General features: G+C 54.3%; 18 protein-coding genes. 2 read left to right on the top strand and 16 right to left on the bottom strand.

The features are described from left to right. Nucleotides 1–136: 136 nt before the first annotated feature. Both DBR37_RS10805 and DBR37_RS10800 read left to right on the top strand, forming a co-directional pair. Complete coding sequence (locus DBR37_RS10805; protein WP_124574477.1) at nucleotides 137–712, top strand: sigma-70 family RNA polymerase sigma factor; 576 nt, start codon at nucleotides 137–139, stop codon at nucleotides 710–712. Beyond that, nucleotides 709–1,443, top strand: coding sequence for an anti-sigma factor domain-containing protein (locus tag DBR37_RS10800; RefSeq protein ID WP_124574476.1), 735 nt, complete (start codon nucleotides 709–711; stop codon nucleotides 1,441–1,443). The genes DBR37_RS10805 and DBR37_RS10800 overlap by 4 nt, the downstream gene beginning before the upstream one ends. Before the next feature lie 54 nt (nucleotides 1,444–1,497). Here the strand turns inward: DBR37_RS10800 and DBR37_RS10795 are convergent, their stop codons facing one another. From DBR37_RS10795 to DBR37_RS10720, 16 genes are all read right to left on the bottom strand, one after another. Further along, a complete protein-coding gene (locus DBR37_RS10795; protein ID WP_124574475.1) occupies nucleotides 1,498–2,892 on the bottom strand; it encodes an MFS transporter in 1,395 nt (464 codons plus the stop codon). A 192-nt stretch (nucleotides 2,893–3,084) separates the two neighbouring features. After that, nucleotides 3,085–4,251: a phosphatidylserine/phosphatidylglycerophosphate/cardiolipin synthase family protein gene (locus DBR37_RS10790; protein ID WP_124574474.1), complete on the bottom strand. Its 1,167-nt coding sequence runs from the start codon at nucleotides 4,249–4,251 to the stop codon at nucleotides 3,085–3,087. Between the two features lie 144 nt (nucleotides 4,252–4,395). Then, the gene (locus DBR37_RS10785; RefSeq protein ID WP_124574473.1) at nucleotides 4,396–5,190 is read right to left on the bottom strand and encodes an endonuclease/exonuclease/phosphatase family protein; all 795 of its coding nucleotides are present in this window, start codon (nucleotides 5,188–5,190) and stop codon (nucleotides 4,396–4,398) included. 68 nt (nucleotides 5,191–5,258) lie between these two features. Then, nucleotides 5,259–5,759: a dihydroneopterin triphosphate diphosphatase gene (nudB, locus tag DBR37_RS10780; protein ID WP_124574472.1), complete on the bottom strand. Its 501-nt coding sequence runs from the start codon at nucleotides 5,757–5,759 to the stop codon at nucleotides 5,259–5,261. A gap of 98 nt (nucleotides 5,760–5,857) precedes the next feature. Beyond that, nucleotides 5,858–7,663, bottom strand: coding sequence for an aspartate--tRNA ligase (aspS, locus tag DBR37_RS10775; RefSeq protein WP_124574471.1), 1,806 nt, complete (start codon nucleotides 7,661–7,663; stop codon nucleotides 5,858–5,860). A gap of 51 nt (nucleotides 7,664–7,714) precedes the next feature. Beyond that, on the bottom strand, nucleotides 7,715–8,362 hold the full coding sequence (locus DBR37_RS10770; protein WP_124574470.1) for a DUF502 domain-containing protein: 648 nt from the start codon (nucleotides 8,360–8,362) through the stop codon (nucleotides 7,715–7,717). A gap of 53 nt (nucleotides 8,363–8,415) precedes the next feature. Further along, complete coding sequence (locus DBR37_RS10765; protein ID WP_124574469.1) at nucleotides 8,416–8,718, bottom strand: FmdB family zinc ribbon protein; 303 nt, start codon at nucleotides 8,716–8,718, stop codon at nucleotides 8,416–8,418. A gap of 106 nt (nucleotides 8,719–8,824) precedes the next feature. Beyond that, nucleotides 8,825–9,109: a putative quinol monooxygenase gene (locus tag DBR37_RS10760; protein ID WP_124574468.1), complete on the bottom strand. Its 285-nt coding sequence runs from the start codon at nucleotides 9,107–9,109 to the stop codon at nucleotides 8,825–8,827. Between the two features lie 12 nt (nucleotides 9,110–9,121). Further along, nucleotides 9,122–10,183, bottom strand: a complete 1,062-nt coding sequence (locus DBR37_RS10755; RefSeq protein WP_124574467.1) for a PotD/PotF family extracellular solute-binding protein — start codon at nucleotides 10,181–10,183, stop codon at nucleotides 9,122–9,124. 30 nt (nucleotides 10,184–10,213) lie between these two features. Next, a complete protein-coding gene (locus DBR37_RS10750; protein ID WP_124574466.1) occupies nucleotides 10,214–10,993 on the bottom strand; it encodes an ABC transporter permease in 780 nt (259 codons plus the stop codon). Then, a complete protein-coding gene (locus DBR37_RS10745) occupies nucleotides 10,986–11,909 on the bottom strand; it encodes an ABC transporter permease (protein WP_233588344.1) in 924 nt (307 codons plus the stop codon). Before DBR37_RS10745 ends, DBR37_RS10750 begins: the two co-directional genes overlap by 8 nt. After that, nucleotides 11,902–13,002, bottom strand: a complete 1,101-nt coding sequence (locus DBR37_RS10740) for an ABC transporter ATP-binding protein (protein WP_124574465.1) — start codon at nucleotides 13,000–13,002, stop codon at nucleotides 11,902–11,904. Before DBR37_RS10740 ends, DBR37_RS10745 begins: the two co-directional genes overlap by 8 nt. Before the next feature lie 158 nt (nucleotides 13,003–13,160). After that, nucleotides 13,161–13,577 carry a PH domain-containing protein gene (locus DBR37_RS10735; RefSeq protein ID WP_124574464.1) on the bottom strand — a complete coding sequence of 139 codons (417 nt, stop codon included), beginning with the start codon at nucleotides 13,575–13,577 and terminating at the stop codon, nucleotides 13,161–13,163. A gap of 55 nt (nucleotides 13,578–13,632) precedes the next feature. Next, a complete protein-coding gene (locus tag DBR37_RS10730) occupies nucleotides 13,633–14,421 on the bottom strand; it encodes an enhanced serine sensitivity protein SseB C-terminal domain-containing protein (protein ID WP_124574463.1) in 789 nt (262 codons plus the stop codon). Between the two features lie 102 nt (nucleotides 14,422–14,523). Further along, a complete protein-coding gene (gene ubiB / locus DBR37_RS10725) occupies nucleotides 14,524–16,086 on the bottom strand; it encodes a ubiquinone biosynthesis regulatory protein kinase UbiB (protein WP_124574462.1) in 1,563 nt (520 codons plus the stop codon). Continuing rightward, the gene (locus DBR37_RS10720) at nucleotides 16,083–16,673 is read right to left on the bottom strand and encodes an SCP2 domain-containing protein (RefSeq protein WP_124574461.1); all 591 of its coding nucleotides are present in this window, start codon (nucleotides 16,671–16,673) and stop codon (nucleotides 16,083–16,085) included. The genes ubiB and DBR37_RS10720 overlap by 4 nt, the downstream gene beginning before the upstream one ends. Between the last annotated feature and the right edge of the window lie 73 nt (nucleotides 16,674–16,746).

Genomic DNA, 16,746 nt, shown 5'->3' with positions numbered 1-16,746 from the left:
AAGGGCGCAGATTGTTAAAAAAGCATATTTTTTGTCCCTGGCATGAGGTAATCTGCGCATTGCAAGAATAAAAATACGGCACAGCAATGTTATCAATCAAGCACTTACGCCAGCCTACTTTGAAACGGACTGAAAATTGACAACTGATACCCGCCAACTCAAAACCTGGCTCGCCGCCACCGCCCGCAAGGACGGCGAAGCCTTCCGCCAGCTCTACGATGCAACTTCTTCGAAACTGTTTGGCTTCGCGCTGCGTATATTAGTTAAGCGCGAACTGGCGGAAGAAGTCTTACAGGAAAGTTTTGTCAGCATCTGGAACAACGCAGCCAGCTATCAGGCTGGTCTGGCTGCTCCGATGACCTGGATGACAACCATAGTGCGCAACAAGGCATTCGATACCTTGCGCCGGCTCGATGGCGCAGTGGAAATCGATGCCGATAACTTTGACAAGGAAGTCATGGACGCATTGGAAAGTGTAGATCCGACCCCGATCGAAGCATTGCAGATCTCGGACGAATCCAAAGCTCTGGCACGTTGCTTTGCCAAGCTGGAAAGCCTGCACCGGCAAGCCATTGCACTGGCTTTTTACCACGACCTCTCGCACAGCGAAGTCGCCGAACAATTGGCACTGCCGATAGGCACCGTCAAAACCTGGGTACGACGCGGACTGGAAAAGCTGCGCCTGTGCCTGACTAAACTGGAGGGCGTATGACCATACGGCAAAACGTCCGACAAAATGCGACCTTAAGGGAAATGCTGGCAGCCGAGTACGCACTCGGCACCCTCAAGGGCGGTGCACGTAGACGCCTGGAATCGTGGCTGGCAGATGATGCGGCCCTCCGGTTCGCCATCAGCGAATGGCAGGACAGGCTCAATCCCATGTCCGAATTCGCAACGCCTGAGCAACCGTCACCGGAAGTGTGGCGTGCCATCTCGAAACAGATAGGCTTGAAAAAAGCGGAGCAGCAAAGCCGTAAATCGTTCTGGCTGAACCTGCGCGAAGACTTGAGCTTCTGGCGCGGCCTGGGCATGACCTCGACGGCGCTGGCCACTGTGCTGATCGCAGTCTTGCTGACCCGTCAGCCAGAAGTCGCGGTACCGCAGGCACCGATGTTTGTCGCCACACTGACCAACGAGCAGGCACAGCCTATCGCGCTGGTGACCGGCGATGCGCATAATCACAAAATGGTCATCAAGGTGGTGACACGCCAGGCAGTAGCTGAAGATAAAAGCCTGGAATTGTGGGCCGTGCCGAAAGACGGTGCACCGCGTTCACTCGGTCTGATCGCAGCCGACGGCACGGTGACATTGCCTATGCCGGCAGGCTCCTCACCTGACTCGATTCCTTTGCTGGCAGTCACACTGGAACCAAAAGGTGGTTCGCCGAACCCGAATGGTCCGACCGGGCCTGTCGTCTTCAAAGGTGCATGGCTTAACATCTAAGTCAGACGACTTAGTGATATAAAAAAAGCGGGCCTCGTCATGCGGCCCGCTTTTTTATTTGGTTTGCTGCACAAACAAACGCATGAAACTCGCAATGCTGGCGATCGCTGCAAAAACCGCCCCCAACCCTAAGGCCAGCGTTTCGCCGTGCTGCGTCGAGATGATGAAACAAAATGCGACCAGGGCTGCGCCGGATGCCTGACCCAACAAGCGCGAAGTAGCCACCACACCACTGGCACTACCGCCACGCTCAGGCGGCGCACTACTCATGATGGCACGCAAATTAGGAGCCTGGAAGAAGCCGAACCCTATGCCGCATATCGCCATGCGCCAGCAAATGCCGAACACAGATACATCAGGCGACATCAGTATCAGCGAAACCATACCCGCCGACAGCACAGACAAACCGATACCGCCCAACAAGCCGGGCGGATAGTGATCGCTCAGACGCCCTGCTATCGGGGCCATGATGCCGACCAGGACGGCCCACGGCGTAATCAGGAATCCCGTTTCTATCGCCGAACGGCCGAGCACGGATTCAAAATAAAACGGCAGCGAAACGAAGGCCAGGCTTTGCGTCGCGAAAGTACAGACAGCCGTCAACGCCGACAAAGTAAATAGCGGACGACGGAACAAATCCACCGGCAGCATGGGTGCGGCATGCCCTTTTTGTCGACGTAACAGAAGAATGAAGAAAACCAGCGCCCCGAATAATTCCAGCGCCACGGTTTTGGCATCGCTGAGATGCGCACCTTCGCCGATAGCGAGGATGAGCAAACCAAACGCACCGACGTTATAGACGGCAGTCAGTGCATCGAATTTATGCGTGGCACGACGCGTATGCGGCAATACCTTGCGCGCCAGGAAGTAGGCAAACAAACCCAGCGGTACATTGACTGCAAACAGCCACGGCCATGACCAGACCGACAGAATCAGCGAAGCCGTAGTCGGGCCGACGGCAAAAGCCACTGCCACCACCAATGCATTAGTACCCAGACCGCGACCCAGCATGCGCGCCGGATAGATGGAGCGCAACAAGGCGGTATTCACGCCCATGATCGCGCTGGCGCCTACACCCTGGAAGAAACGCGCAATCACCAGGGTCGGCAAGGACCAGGCATAGGCACAAGCCAGAGAAGCCGCGGTAAACAGCAGCAAACCAAAAATCGCAATGCGACGATAACCGAGGATCTCGCCCAGCGCCGCGAAGGGCAGCAAAGTCGCCACCATCGCCAACTGGTAAATATTCACGATCCAGACCGAATCAGCCGGCGTCGCATTCAGTTGCAAGGCCATAGATGGTAAAGCGGTATTTGCAATCGCGGTATCCAGCGACGCCATGCCGACCCCGATCGCGACCGAAACGATGGCCCAGCGCCTTTCGTGTTCCGGCAAGCCGTCCTGTTCCGTCACTTCCTGCTGCGCTGCTGCACTACTCTGCGTGGACATATCGCTCTAACCCATTAATCGGCAGTCTAAAGAATAGTGGCGCCGACCACATTGATCATATATTCAATGTATATCAGCGCCATCTTACAGAACGTAGTTTAAATCTATTTTGATTTATGCGTCGGAGGTGGCCTGAAATCTGCTGTCTATAGAAGGCAGCGCTGGGAAGTGATGATGGTGACCAAGCGATAACTACTCGTTCGACTTGCCCCAGGTCATGACACGCATCATGTTTTTATAGATGAAGTAAGAGAAGCGATAGAAGACACGTTTGTACAGCGGGATGTTGGCGTACTCTTCCCAGTTCATCACTACGCCGTCGGCGATGCCCTGCTCTATTTGTACCCGCAGTTTTTGCGCAAAATCGGTATCGAGCACCACCACATTCGCCTCCTGGTTCAGGAACAGGCTGAAACCATCGCAGTTGCTGGAGCCGACGGTCGACCAGGTGTCATCAATCACCGCGACCTTGCCGTGCAAATGCGTCTTGCGATATTCAACTATCTTGACGCCTGCCTTCAGCAAACCGCGATAGAAAGAGCGCGCCACCACATCCTGGAAACGGTAGTGACCGATGCCCAGCAAAAGCGTGACATCGACCCCGCGTCGTGCCGCCTGCGCCAGGCCGTTACGCAAACGACGTCCCGGGGCAAAGTAAGGATTGGCCAGCAAGGCTGAATGACGCGCCGTCCCCAGCGCCTTCAGATAAGCCGTCTGTATCGTACGACGATGCCGCAAGTTATCGCGCATGACCAGCCCCGCTATCATGGGCTCACGGGCATCGCTGGGCATATTCTGGCGCAGCTCTTTAAACGTCGCCCAGCGTGTACGCCAGCTCAGGCTGCCGAGGCGTGCCCAATGTACGGCGACTTCCCAATGTATATTCGCCACCAGGGGTCCCGTTACACGCACCGCAAAATCCCATCGAGGTGCCGGCAAAGCAATATGCACATCGCCGTCGTCATGCATGTCGTCGACGATATTCAGACCACCGAGGAAGGCTTCCACGCGATCAACCACACATACCTTGCGATGCATGCGGGCGATGCCGCGTATAAAGAGTGGATTAAAGATGCGATGGCCGACGCCATGCTTTTGGAATTCCCGGTGCAGCAAGGCCGACTCCTTGTTGCCGGTACCCAGCCAGTCGGTCAGTACATTCACGATCACGCCACGTTGCGCAGCACGTATCAAGGCATCCTTGATCAGATTCGCCGTCGCATCATCGGCGAAGATGTAAGTTTCGAGATAGATTTCCTGTGTCGCACTATCAAAAGCCTTGATCAATGCAGGAAAGTATTCACCGCCACAATGCAGGAGCTGGATATCGTTATTGCCGATGAAGCTGACTGAACGCATAAGCAGGAATGCCTTGCAATGAATGGTGAATCGGGATGCGGGCTGAAATACAGGCAGGAATGCACAGGCAGCCCCTTGCCAGCTGTTTTATAAGCGCATGACTGTATGCGCCGCCGCTCTGTCGGCGGCCGGTCTAACTAGAACTCATTTCAGGCGCAGGGTAGCAACCAGAGGCGCGTGATCAGACAGCTTCGCCCATATCGCTCCATGCAAGACTTCCGCTGATTCTACTTTGAAACCGCGCACATAAATCCGGTCCAGTTGTAAAAAGGGCATAGCCGCAGGAAAAGTACGTGCCGGCTGTATCTTCGGACCACGACCAGCCAGTTGACGGATATACGTACCAAAACCGCGTTTGACGAGGTTTTCATCATAGACCTCGTTCACACCCAGGCGCGCGCGCAGCTCTTCGCTCAAATCGTTGCTCCAGTCATTGAAGTCACCCGCGATGATGAGAGGATCGCCCGGCTTGGCCGAATTGGTCACGGCCTCTATCAGCGCTTCGGTCTGGCGCTTGCGGCTACCTGCGAACAGACCCAGGTGGATCACGAAGCAATGCACTTCCGCCTCTGGTGCGCGCACTACGCAGTGCAGGATGCCGCGCGATTCATAGCGATGATCGGAGATATTTTGATTGCGCGACGACAGGATCGGATAGCAGCTCAGCAAGGCATTGCCGTGATGGCCGTGGTCGTAGACCGCATTCATGCCGTACGCACATTCATGCGAATCGCCTGCGAGGAAATCCTGCTGCGATAACTCCGGCCAGTCGGTCGCATGTTTGAGTGCATGCAGATCATGCCGCCCCTGCACTTCCTGCAGGAATAACACGTCCGACTTCATCGCATTAATCGCCTGCTTGAGTGCGTGTATGCGCGGGCGACTGCCGAAGGAAGACACGCCCTTGTGTATGTTGTACGTCGTGATACGTAATTGCATGCTGTTGTATGGCCTAAGTCTTAAACGTAAGTTAAAAACAAAAACCCATCAGATGAAAATATATCCGCTTAAATATTCATGTGCATGGGGAGTTGCAAAATCGCTTCGGCATTCGACGAAGAGAAACACCTGTCAGCAGCCTCTCGATGCGGCAACCAAATAAAATTCAGATGCTCGCGCGGTGCCAGCACTATCGGTATCGCACGCGGAACCCGCAATCCAAACACATGCTCGGTATTACGCGTCACGCCTGGTGCATAGCGATGGCGCCACACAGGATAGATTTCATAAACGTTGGAAAGTTGCCAGTCCTGTAAATTTTCCAGGGGAACGATGGCAGATGCGGCAGTCATCAGCGCAGGCTCAGATAGATTCTGCACAACAATACCCGTTTCCTCAGCCACTTCTCTGACAGCGGTTTCCAGCAAGAGTTCGTCTGGCGCATCCTTGGAGCCGGTCACCGATTGCCAGAAACCCGGACGGTCAGCGCGCTCTATCAGCAAGACTTCCATCTCGGCGGTATGGATGACCACCAGTACTGACTCGGGGATTTTGTATTGCGCAGTCATTACAAATCACTACTTTCGGACGGCAAACGAAGAAAGATAAAAAAGATGCAAAAAAGGCGCGGAATCCCGCGCCTTTTTATTATGCCGTAAAAACGTGTTTACGCTTTGACTGCAGGTTCGACATTGCGCAGGCGGATGTGCAATTCGCGCAATTGCTTCTCGTCCACTTCCGACGGCGCTTGTGTCAACAGACATTGCGCACGCTGGGTTTTCGGGAAAGCGATCACGTCGCGGATCGATTCTGCACCGGTCATCATGGTGACGATACGATCCAGACCGAAAGCCAGACCACCATGCGGTGGCGCGCCGTATTGCAAGGCATCCAGCAGGAAGCCGAATTTCAGTTGCGCTTCTTCTGCACCGATCTTCAATGCACGGAACACTTTGCTTTGTACGTCAGCACGGTGGATACGAACCGAACCGCCGCCCAGTTCCCAACCGTTGAGGACCATATCGTAGGCCTTGGCGATACATTTGCCCGGATCGGTTTCCATCAAATCTTCATGGCCGTCTTTTGGTGCGGTGAACGGATGATGGGTCGCCGACCAGCGCTGGTTTTCTTCGTCGAATTCAAACATCGGGAAATCGACCACCCACAATGGACGCCATTCATCGTCGAACAAACCGCTCTTCTTGCCGAAATCGCTGTGACCGACTTTGACACGCAGTGCGCCGATTGCATCGTTGACGACCTTTGCCTTGTCGGCGCCGAAGAAAATCAGATCGCCGTCTTGCGCGCCGGTTGCTTCAATGATTTTTACCAATGCTTCGTCGTGGATGTTTTTGACGATAGGCGATTGCAGGCCGTCACGGCCTTTGGCTTTTTCATTGACCTTGATGTAAGCCAGGCCCTTTGCACCGTAGATCGCAACGAATTGGGTGTAAGCATCGATCTCGGAACGTGGCATCGCGCCGCCGCCGGGAACGCGCAGACCGACTACGCGGCCGCCTTCCATATTGGCCGCACCGGAGAACACTTTGAATTCGACATCTTTCATGATGTCGGTCAGGTCGGTGAATGCGAGCTTGACGCGCATGTCCGGCTTATCGGAACCATACAAGCCCATCGCGGTTGCGTAATCCATTACCGGGAATGGGTTAGGCAAGTCGACGTTGAGTGCGTTTTTGAAGACCAGACGGATCATGTTTTCAAACAGGTCACGAATTTCCTGTTCGTTCATGAACGATGTTTCACAATCGATCTGGGTAAATTCAGGCTGACGATCAGCGCGCAGATCTTCGTCGCGGAAGCATTTGGTGATTTGATAGTAACGGTCGAAGTTGGCAACCATCAGCAATTGTTTGAACAACTGCGGCGATTGCGGCAACGCGAAGAAGTGACCAGCGTTAACACGCGATGGCACCAGGTAATCGCGCGCACCTTCAGGGGTCGACTTGGTCAGCATCGGCGTTTCGATGTCGATGAAGCCTTGTGCATCGAGGAATTTACGCACTTCCATCGTGACCTTGTAACGCAGGCGCAGGTTGTTTTGCATTTGCGGACGACGCAGATCCAGTACGCGATGTGTCAGGCGTGTGGTTTCCGACAGGTTGTCGTCATCCAGCTGGAACGGTGGCGTGACCGACGCGTTCAATACTTCCAGTTCGTGCGCCAGTACTTCGATCTTGCCCGAAGTCAGGTTGGCATTACTGGTGCCTTCTGGACGGCTGCGTACTACGCCGGTGATGCGCAGGCAGAATTCATTACGGACGGCTTCCGCTGCCTTGAATACATCGACGCGATCAGGATCACATACGACCTGCACCAGACCTTCGCGATCGCGCAAGTCGATGAAGATCACGCCGCCGTGGTCACGACGACGATGTACCCAGCCGCACAGGCTGACAGTTTGGTCGAGCAGCGCTTCAGAGGTAAGGCCGCAGTAATGAGTTCGCATAGACATAGTGAATTTCCAGTTTCAGGTGATGCAATCGCTGTAGTACGCGATCGTTAATTATTGTGGTGTATCGTTCGCTTGCGTTTGATTCGGATCAACAATGAGTTTCTTTTCCTGGTGTTCCGGCGTCACAACACCCATGGAGACGATGTATTTCAACGCTTCATCGACACTCATATCGAGCTCTACCGTGTCTTCGCGCGGGATCATCAGGAAGAAACCCGAAGTCGGGTTAGGTGTGGTCGGTACATAGACGCTGACATAGTCGCCCACCAGATGGTTACGCACGTCACCGCCCGGCGCACCGGTCAGGAAAGCGATGGTCCAGGCGCCCTTGCGTGGATACTCGATCAGCAAGGCTTTGCGGAATGCATTGCCGGACGAAGAAAACAGCGTATCCGAGACTTGCTTGACGCTGGAGTAGATCGTGTTGAAGACAGGAATGCGATGCAGAATGGATTCCCACAAGGCGACGACGCGATTACCGATGAAGTTACGGGTCGCCAGACCGGTCAGGAAAATGACCAGCAAGGTCAGTATCGTGCCCAGGCCAGGGATCGCAAAACCGAACAATGCTTCCGGACGCCAGCGTGCCGGCAGCAAGAGCAGCGACTGATCCATCGTACCGACGATCAGGTTTAATACCCACAAGGTAATTGCGAGCGGAACCAGGATCAATAAACCGGTAACAAAATATTTACGCATGATTTTCTACCGTAAGTATCGCGCCGCAATGATGCGGCCCGACGAAATAATTATCAGGAATCGGAGCTGCCTGTTGCAGCACTTGCTGCCGGCGCGGCAGGTGCCGGAGCCGCTGGTGCTGCCGCAGTATCAGCCGCGCTGGTGGATACTGCAGGCGCAGTCGTACCGCCCTGGCCGCCACGGAAATCCGTTACATACCAGCCAGTACCCTTGAGCTGGAAACCAGCCGCAGTCAGTTGTTTTTTGAAGGTCGCCTTGCCGCAAGTCGGGCAATCGGTCAGCACCGGATCAGATATCTTTTGCAATACATCTTTGGCAAAACCACACGCTTCGCAGCGATACGCATAAATCGGCATGAAAAAATTCCCGCAAAAATCATCCAAAACCCTGAATTATAAAGGTTTTCCACCCGGTTTTACCGGCGACTTGCAACTCAAATGCCGCCGCTGGCCTCACTACAGCCTAAAAAGCGTCCATCAGCAGGAAAGTCCCGGGCTGACGCTGGCAGGCATCGATCAGCGGAACCAGGCGGCGGAAGTGTTCAGTTTGGCAATGAGCGTCCAAAGCTTGTCGATCTGGCCACTCTTCTATGAAGACAAAATGGCCCGGATCCTTTTGATCGGTGTATAGATGGTAGGAAATACAGTCTTTTTCAAGACGCGTTTTGGCGACCAATTCTTCGTACCAGGGACGCACCGTTACTATGTATTCCGGCCGGATGAAATCCTGCGCGATGACTTTCAGCATATAGGCAGTAACTTAGCGGACACGGATTTCGGTCCAGACCCGATTCAGTGCACGACGCTGCTTGCTATTCAAATCTTTCAGCATTTCCAGCTTGGCACTTTCTGCCTTGTCGGGGAATATTTCCTTATTCCCGGCAATTTCCGGATTGATGAACGGCAGCGCCGCCTTGTTCGGGTTGCCAGTACCCAGCATATTGGTCAATTCCGCCGAATTTTTGCCATCCAGTACCAGGTTGATGAATAGATGAGCGAGGTCAGGCCGTGGCGCATCTTTCGGGATCACCAGGCTGTCGAGCGACATCGCCGCACCTTCCTTCGGCAAAGCATGGCGGATACGGAATTTACGTCCTGCACTTTGTGCATCCAGATCAGCCTGAAAGATATCGCTGGAGTAACCATGTACCAACCAGATATCGCCCACCGTCAAACCTTTGATGTAGCTGGTGCCATTGAAAGCAGCCCAGTATGGCTTGGCTTTCAGGATCATGTTCTTGGCTTCGTCCCAATGCTTTTCATCGGTGTCATTGATGGAATAGCCGAGGTATTTCAAAGCTGCCGCCATCAACTCATTGGCTGAATCAAGCACGGTGACCTTGCCCTTGATCTTGGCGAGGATGGCAGGATCAAAAATCGCCGCCCAGCTATCGACCTTGATACCCAGCTCTTTCATCTTCTGCTCGTTATAGCCGAGCATGGTGATGGTGTACGCATAAGGAACCGAGTACTGGTTACCTTTATCGAACTCGGTATTCAGGTATTGCGGATTGAGGTTCTTGAGATTCGGCAGCTTGCTCTTGTCCAGCGGTTGCAACGCGCCCTGGCGGATCAGCGACTGCAGCGCATTACCGGTCGGCACGATGAGGTCATAACCCTTGGCACCGGCCGCCAGCTTCGCCAGCATCTCTTCATTGTCGCCATAGTAACTTTGCACCAGCTGGCATTTACAGGCGGTTTCAAAACGGCGCACCGTTTCATCCGAAATGTAATTGTTCCAGTTATACAGATGGAGCTTGCCTTGCGCCTGCGCTGATACGGCAACGAGAGCAAGCAGCAGGGTCGTGAATAGTTTTTTCATGGCGGTCCCGGGTAAAAATCAGGAGCAGAATCAGGAGCGGAAGGCGCTCGGCGACAACTTGGAAGCAATCACGATCAGGAACAAGGTCAAAGCCATTAACAGGGTGGAAACCGCATTCACTTCCGGCGTCACCGCAATCTTGATCATCGAATAAATTTGCAGCGGCAAGGTCGAGGTATTCGCACCAGCGGTAAAGAAGGTAATCACAAAATCGTCGATAGACAAAGTGAACGCCATCAACGCCCCCGCCAGCACCCCCGGCATGATCAGCGGCAAAGTCACACGACGAAAAGCCTGCAACGGCGTCGCACCACAATCGCGCGCCGCTTCGGTCAGGCTCTCATCCATGCCGCTCAGGCGCGAACGCACGACGATGGCAACAAAGCCCATGCTGAAAGCGATATGCGCCAGCGTCACCGACAACATACCCAATGTCAGGTTTAGCAGCACAAAGAAAATCAGCAAGGACACGCCAACCAGAATCTCAGGTATCGCTATCGGCGTCAGCACCAGCACCTGCAATACACGACTCTTGTAACGATGCAACGCAAAACCCGCCATCGTGCCCAATACAGTCGAGACCAGACTGGAAACCAATGCAATGATCAGTGAGTTGCCCGCGGCCTGCAGCATTTCCTTGTTGGCGAACAAGGTGCGATACCAGTCCAGCGTAAATCCGACCCACTCCGCATTCAGACGGGAATCGTTAAACGAATACACCACCACGATTGCCAGCGGCACATACAGGAAGGCATAGACCAGCACGACGATCAGCGTCAGGACTATCGAATGAGGACGCGTCTTATGCATGCTTCCTCCGCGGACGTGCCAGCAATGCAGCGAGACCAGCCGCCGCCAATGCGGCCAGTGTCAGCATGATGGACAGCACGCTGCCGAACGGCCAGTCCCGCGACTCGAGGAATTGCTGCTTGATGACATTACCTATCATCAGGCCGCCGGTACCACCGAGGATATCGGACACCGCAAAGATACCCAGCGCAGGGATAAACACCAGCGCCGCACCGGCATACACACCCGGCAAGGAAAGCGGGAAAGTCACGCGCCAAAAGATCTGCCACTTGCCTGCGCCCAGGTCTTGCGCCGCATCCAGCAAGGCCGGATCGTGCTTCTCCAGATTCGCATACAGAGGCAAGACCATGAACGGCAAATGCACATACACCAGCCCGACGATCACTGCGAAGCCGCTATACAACAAGGTCACAGGTTCGAAACCGAATACGTCCAGCACGGCATTCAGGCCACGCGTAATCAGCGATTGCGGACCCAGCAAAATCATCCACGCATAGATGCGGATCAGGAAGTTACTCCAGAACGGCAGAATCACCAACAGGATCAGCAGGTTGCGCCATTTTTTCGGGCTGCGCGCAATCAGCAGCGCCACCGGATACGCCATCACCAGACACGCCAGCGTCGTCACAATGGCATATAAAAACGACTTCAGGAAAACCCAGGTATAGATAAAACTGGTGAAAAACGGTTCGAAGTTTTCCAGTGTCAGATTGAGTGCACCGCCTGCATCAAACAGGGGCGCCAGGCCACCGTAATCGCCCGGAAAGCGAAACGAGGCAAACACCATGATCAGTGTCGGCACCGCAAAGAAGAAGATCAGGTAGAGCAGCGGCGGCCCGCTGATCAGCCAGCGCGCCAGACCACCCTTGCCGCTTACCGGCTTGCTCGCTGCAGGTGTAGCCACTGCGTCAGACATGAGCCGCTTCCGGCAGGAAATGCCCGGCATCGACACGCCACGCCACATCGACCGCATCGCCGACTTCAAAGAAGCGCGGACGACCGATAGCCGAATTCGCCAGCATGGTTTCTATACGCACGCCGCCTTCAGTCTCAACGATATAAACAGTGACGCCACCCATATACAGCAGCTCTTTGACGTAACCATCAAAATGGTTCTCGTCCGCCACGCCACGCACTATTTCGGCGCTGACCTGGGTTTTTTCGGGGCGCAAGGCGATCGTGCCTTTGCTGCCGACTGTCACACCCGGCGAAGTAAAGGCCTTGACCTCACCCATGCCCGGCACATCCAGCCACATCATGTCGCCATTGATCCTGGTCACGACGCCATCAAACAAATTACAAGTGCCGATAAAGTCCGCCACGAAACGGCTGCGCGGGTAGCTATATATACGGGTAGGTTCGTCGAGCTGCTCGACCTGACCTTTATTCATCACCGCAATCCGGTGCGACAAAGCCAGCGCTTCAGCCTGGTCATGTGTGACGTAGATAAAGGTAATGCCGACTTCTTTTTGCAGGTTGATCAACTCGATCTGCATCTGTTCGCGCAGCTGCGCGTCGAGTGCCGACAAGGGTTCATCCAGCAACAGCAACTTGGGACGCGTCACCAGTGCGCGTGCGATTGATACCCGTTGACGCTGGCCGCCAGACAATTCGTGCGGATAACGCGCAGCGAAACCGGTGAGGCGCACATCTTCCAGCGCCTCTTCGACTTTTTTCTGGATCTCGGCTTTCGGCGTATTCGCCATTTCCAGCGGGAAGGCAATATTGCCACCCACCGTCATGTGCGGAAACAAGGCGTAGTTCTGGAATACGGTACGCACCGGACGCTGCTCAGGCGGCACACCGGTCAGATCAACACCATCGAGCAAGATCTGCCCTGCGTCAGGCATATCGAAGCCTGCGATCATACGCAAGAGTGTCGTCTTACCGCAGCCGGAAGGTCCGAGCAAAGTAAAGAACTCACCTGCCTCTATCGAGAGACTGATGTTGTCGACTACGGTGTTGTCGCCGAAGCGACGAATGAGATTGCGAATTTCGAGGAGCGCCATCTTGTCCTGGGCCGAGGTGCAAGGGATAGATACAAAAACCGGGGCAATTGTAGCAAATAGCGGGCCCGATTTCTCAAAAATGGCGTATCAGAATCAAGACTGTCGCGGCTGACAGCCATGCTGGCTAAGCCAGCCAGCGCGAGATTGCCAGTGCAGAATCAGCCTGCAGCGCGACGGGCTGCCTCGATATCGCTCAGGAATTGCTCTTTATCGCGCGGCGAAATCAGCAACATCCGCCCTTTGCCGTAATCGATGCGCAGGCGATCCAGCGACAGCGCCGGACTGGAAAGTGGGTTATTGCTGGGCGTGATGCTTTTGATATCAGCCAATGGCACCAACCACTTGAATGGGCCGCTCTGCACCAGCAAATGGGAAGTCTGTAATGTGTAGCGGGTGGAAAGCAGCAGCCATAGCGGCAGTCCGACACCGACCACGGCGACCAGCAGCGCCACCAGAATCGCGCTGGTCGTCCCTGCCGCCATCGTCTGCCCGGCTGAATATAAGGCAACCAGCGCGGCGAAGGCGAGCACGACGAACAGCCAGATATCAACCTTGGAACGATAGACAGTAGGCATCGTTATATTTAAAAGCATGGTTGAAATGATTTCCCATACGCGGGAATAGATTTATTTAAGCCCTGGAGCCAAACAACCCCCTCAATTTAGCACCCAGGGAGCGCTCATAAAAGGGTTTAACGGACTGCAGGAAATAATCACTTACCCCACCTTCACCTTTAGCTATACACATAAAATCAACCGGCACCCCCTCAGGCGCGGTATCTGCAGCAACGGAACCGGCTTCTTTCATGGCTATTTCCACATCTCCGTCACCCAGAAAGCCGATGATTAATGTCGGTGCTGCATCATGTTCCCGATCATGCATCAAGCCGAGGTAGGCCGCTTTAACCGATGCATGCCTGGCCAACAAGGTACTTAGGGCATCCATCATCTGCGACGGATACTTGGCAGGCTGACCGAGCATCACTTGTGTCGGCTTTTGCACTACCCTCTGCTGTGCCACATGGTTCACACCAGTCTCCAGCAACGCATCAATTTCTCCTGGCTCAAATTCCTTCGGGTAATCTGAACCGGGATTGAATATCAGCGCCGTACCACGCGTCATTTCAAACATGGCTTTAGCTGACAATGCGACGTATCCCGACTCTTGCTGCAATGTTTTTTGCAACATGGGCAGACTGGAAAAAAATGGAATAACCGGCGTTCCATCCTGCCGCTTCCAATTAAAAATAGATAATTGAACGTCAGGCTGAAGCACGGTCTCGCCCTGACCTTCTGCGTCGGTTTTCCCGATGATGTAAATATCAGATTCCAACAGCAACTTGTAAAACCCAGGCCTGCTGGCAGGCTCCCTGACCGCTTGCATAAAAGCGATCTCCAACGCATTCTGCACTTCCGACATTTTTCCTCTCCTGTCATAGGTCTAAACAATGTGTGGAATTACTATACAACTCCAAGCAATTGCTATTGATCGACTATGCGCAAGAGAGGTCTGAAATGTCGATCACCCCACAAAAGTAAAGAACACCAGGGTCAGAATCCCGCCGGCAACCAGGCCGCCACCGAAGTAAACCGCAACGCCCAATAAAAGATTGGTTCGTTTCTGTTCTTCCAGCAAGCGTCTGATCAGTTCTGTATTGTCATGCTGCGGCTGCGAAGCCTGGGTCAAAGCCTGGTGTGCCAGCCGCGGCAATTGCGGCAGCAGCTTGCTGTAACGCGGGGCTTCGGCTTTCAGGTTTTCCCACAAACCACGCCAGCCGACCTGCTCGTTCATCCAGTTTTCCAGATACGGCTTGGCGGTTTTCCACAAATCCAGTTCCGGATCGAGCTGACGGCCCAGTCCTTCAACGTTGAGCAAGGTTTTTTGCAGCAGCACCAGTTGCGGCTGCACTTCGACATTGAAACGACGTGAAGTCTGGAACAGACGCAACAAAACCTGACCAAATGAAATTTCGCTCAGCGGGCGGTCAAAAATAGGTTCGCAACATGCGCGCACTGCCGATTCCAGTTCGTCTACACGTGTATCTTTCGGTGCCCAGCCCGATTCAATATGCGCTTCCGCCACACGCTTGTAATCACGACGGAAGAAGGCAAGGAAGTTCTGCGACAGGTAATCCTTGTCGAAGTCATTCAGCGTACCGACAATGCCAAAGTCCAGTGCGATATAGCTACCGAAAGTTGCAGGCTCTACCGAGACCTGAATATTCCCCGGATGCATATCGGCGTGAAAGAAACCATCGCGGAAAACTTGAGTGAAGAAGATTTCAACGCCATCACGTGAAAGTTTTTTCAGGTCGACACCGGCGGCTATCAGTCTGTCGGTTTGCGAGATCGGGATACCGACCATGCGCTCCATCACGATCACCGAAGTCGAGCAGTAATCCCAAAACATTTCCGGCACGACCAGCAACTTGGAGTCAGCGAAGTTACGACGCAACTGACTGCCATTGGCTGCTTCGCGCATGAGGTCGAGTTCGTCGTGCAGGTATTTATCGAATTCGGCCACGACTTCTTTCGGCTTTAGACGTTTGCCGTCTGCCCACATACGCTCTACCAGGCCAGCCAGTATATGCATCAGCGCGACGTCTTCATCGATGGACTTCTTGATGCCGGGACGCAGGACTTTGATGGCAACATCCTTGCCGCTTTTCAGTCGTCCGAAATGCACTTGCGCGATCGACGCAGACGCGACCGGTACCGGATCGAAATCGGCAAACAGGACATCCGGATGCGCGCCCAGTGATTTAATGATCTGCGCAATCGCCAGCTCGGATGAGAACGGCGGCACGCGATCCTGCAGGCGCGCCAGCTCATCGGCGATATCGATAGGCATCAGGTCGCGGCGGGTCGATAGCACCTGACCGAATTTAACGAAGATAGGGCCGAGATCTTCCAGTGCACGACGCAAACGGATCGCACGCGGCGCCGACAGGTCGCGCCAGAACATGACTTGATTGATGAATTTGGCGGTACGTGGAATCGCCAGGCCGGAGATGGCTATTTCATCGAGTCCGTAACGCAAGGCGACACGGATGATTTTCAAGACGCGAAGAAATTTCAATATCATTGCTTACTGCCCTTCAGCTTTTCGATCCGCTTCGCGAGTCGTGCCACATCGTCACGCAATTTGGTCACTTCTGCTGTAAAGCCTGTGACTGCCTGCGGACGGATTAATAGGGGATTTTCTTCCAGAAAGTATTCGGCGATGTTTTCGGTGACGGACTGATGAAGCGATTTGGCCGTGTTTACGGCTTTATGGGCACCAGCGACGATACGCGTGGCGGCAATATCACCCACCACCTTGCTCAAATCATCTTCCGCTTCCCAGCGCAGGGACTGGCTCAGTTGCGAAATGGTGTTGGCGAAATCGGCATCGCCTTCTATCTTCACATAGGAAAACGCACGTTCGCGATTCTGCATGATCAGCGGCAAGTCAGATGGTTGCATGCGTATCGTCACGGTCGGCAGGTCATCCGCACCTGCCGTCTCTACCATGCCATCAGCACTGACCTTCAGGCGCACTGCCAGCACACCACCGTCCAGCACCGCCACCTTGCCGGCATGCGGCATTAGTTTGGCACGGGCCCACGCTTCCTGCGCAAGCAGGTGGTTAATCGCGGCAGGGAAAATGTGGGCAGGGGAAAGAGATGTCATCGTCAAAAAAACAAAGCCGCCAGTGAACCATTCACGGGCGGCTTCAAGTTTAGCAGTTTGCTGCGTGGCGTCG

Source organism: Herminiimonas sp. KBW02 (genome assembly GCF_003852535.1).
Lineage (GTDB): Bacteria > Pseudomonadota > Gammaproteobacteria > Burkholderiales > Burkholderiaceae_D > Oxalicibacterium.
This window is presented reverse-complemented; position numbering and strand designations above follow the sequence as displayed.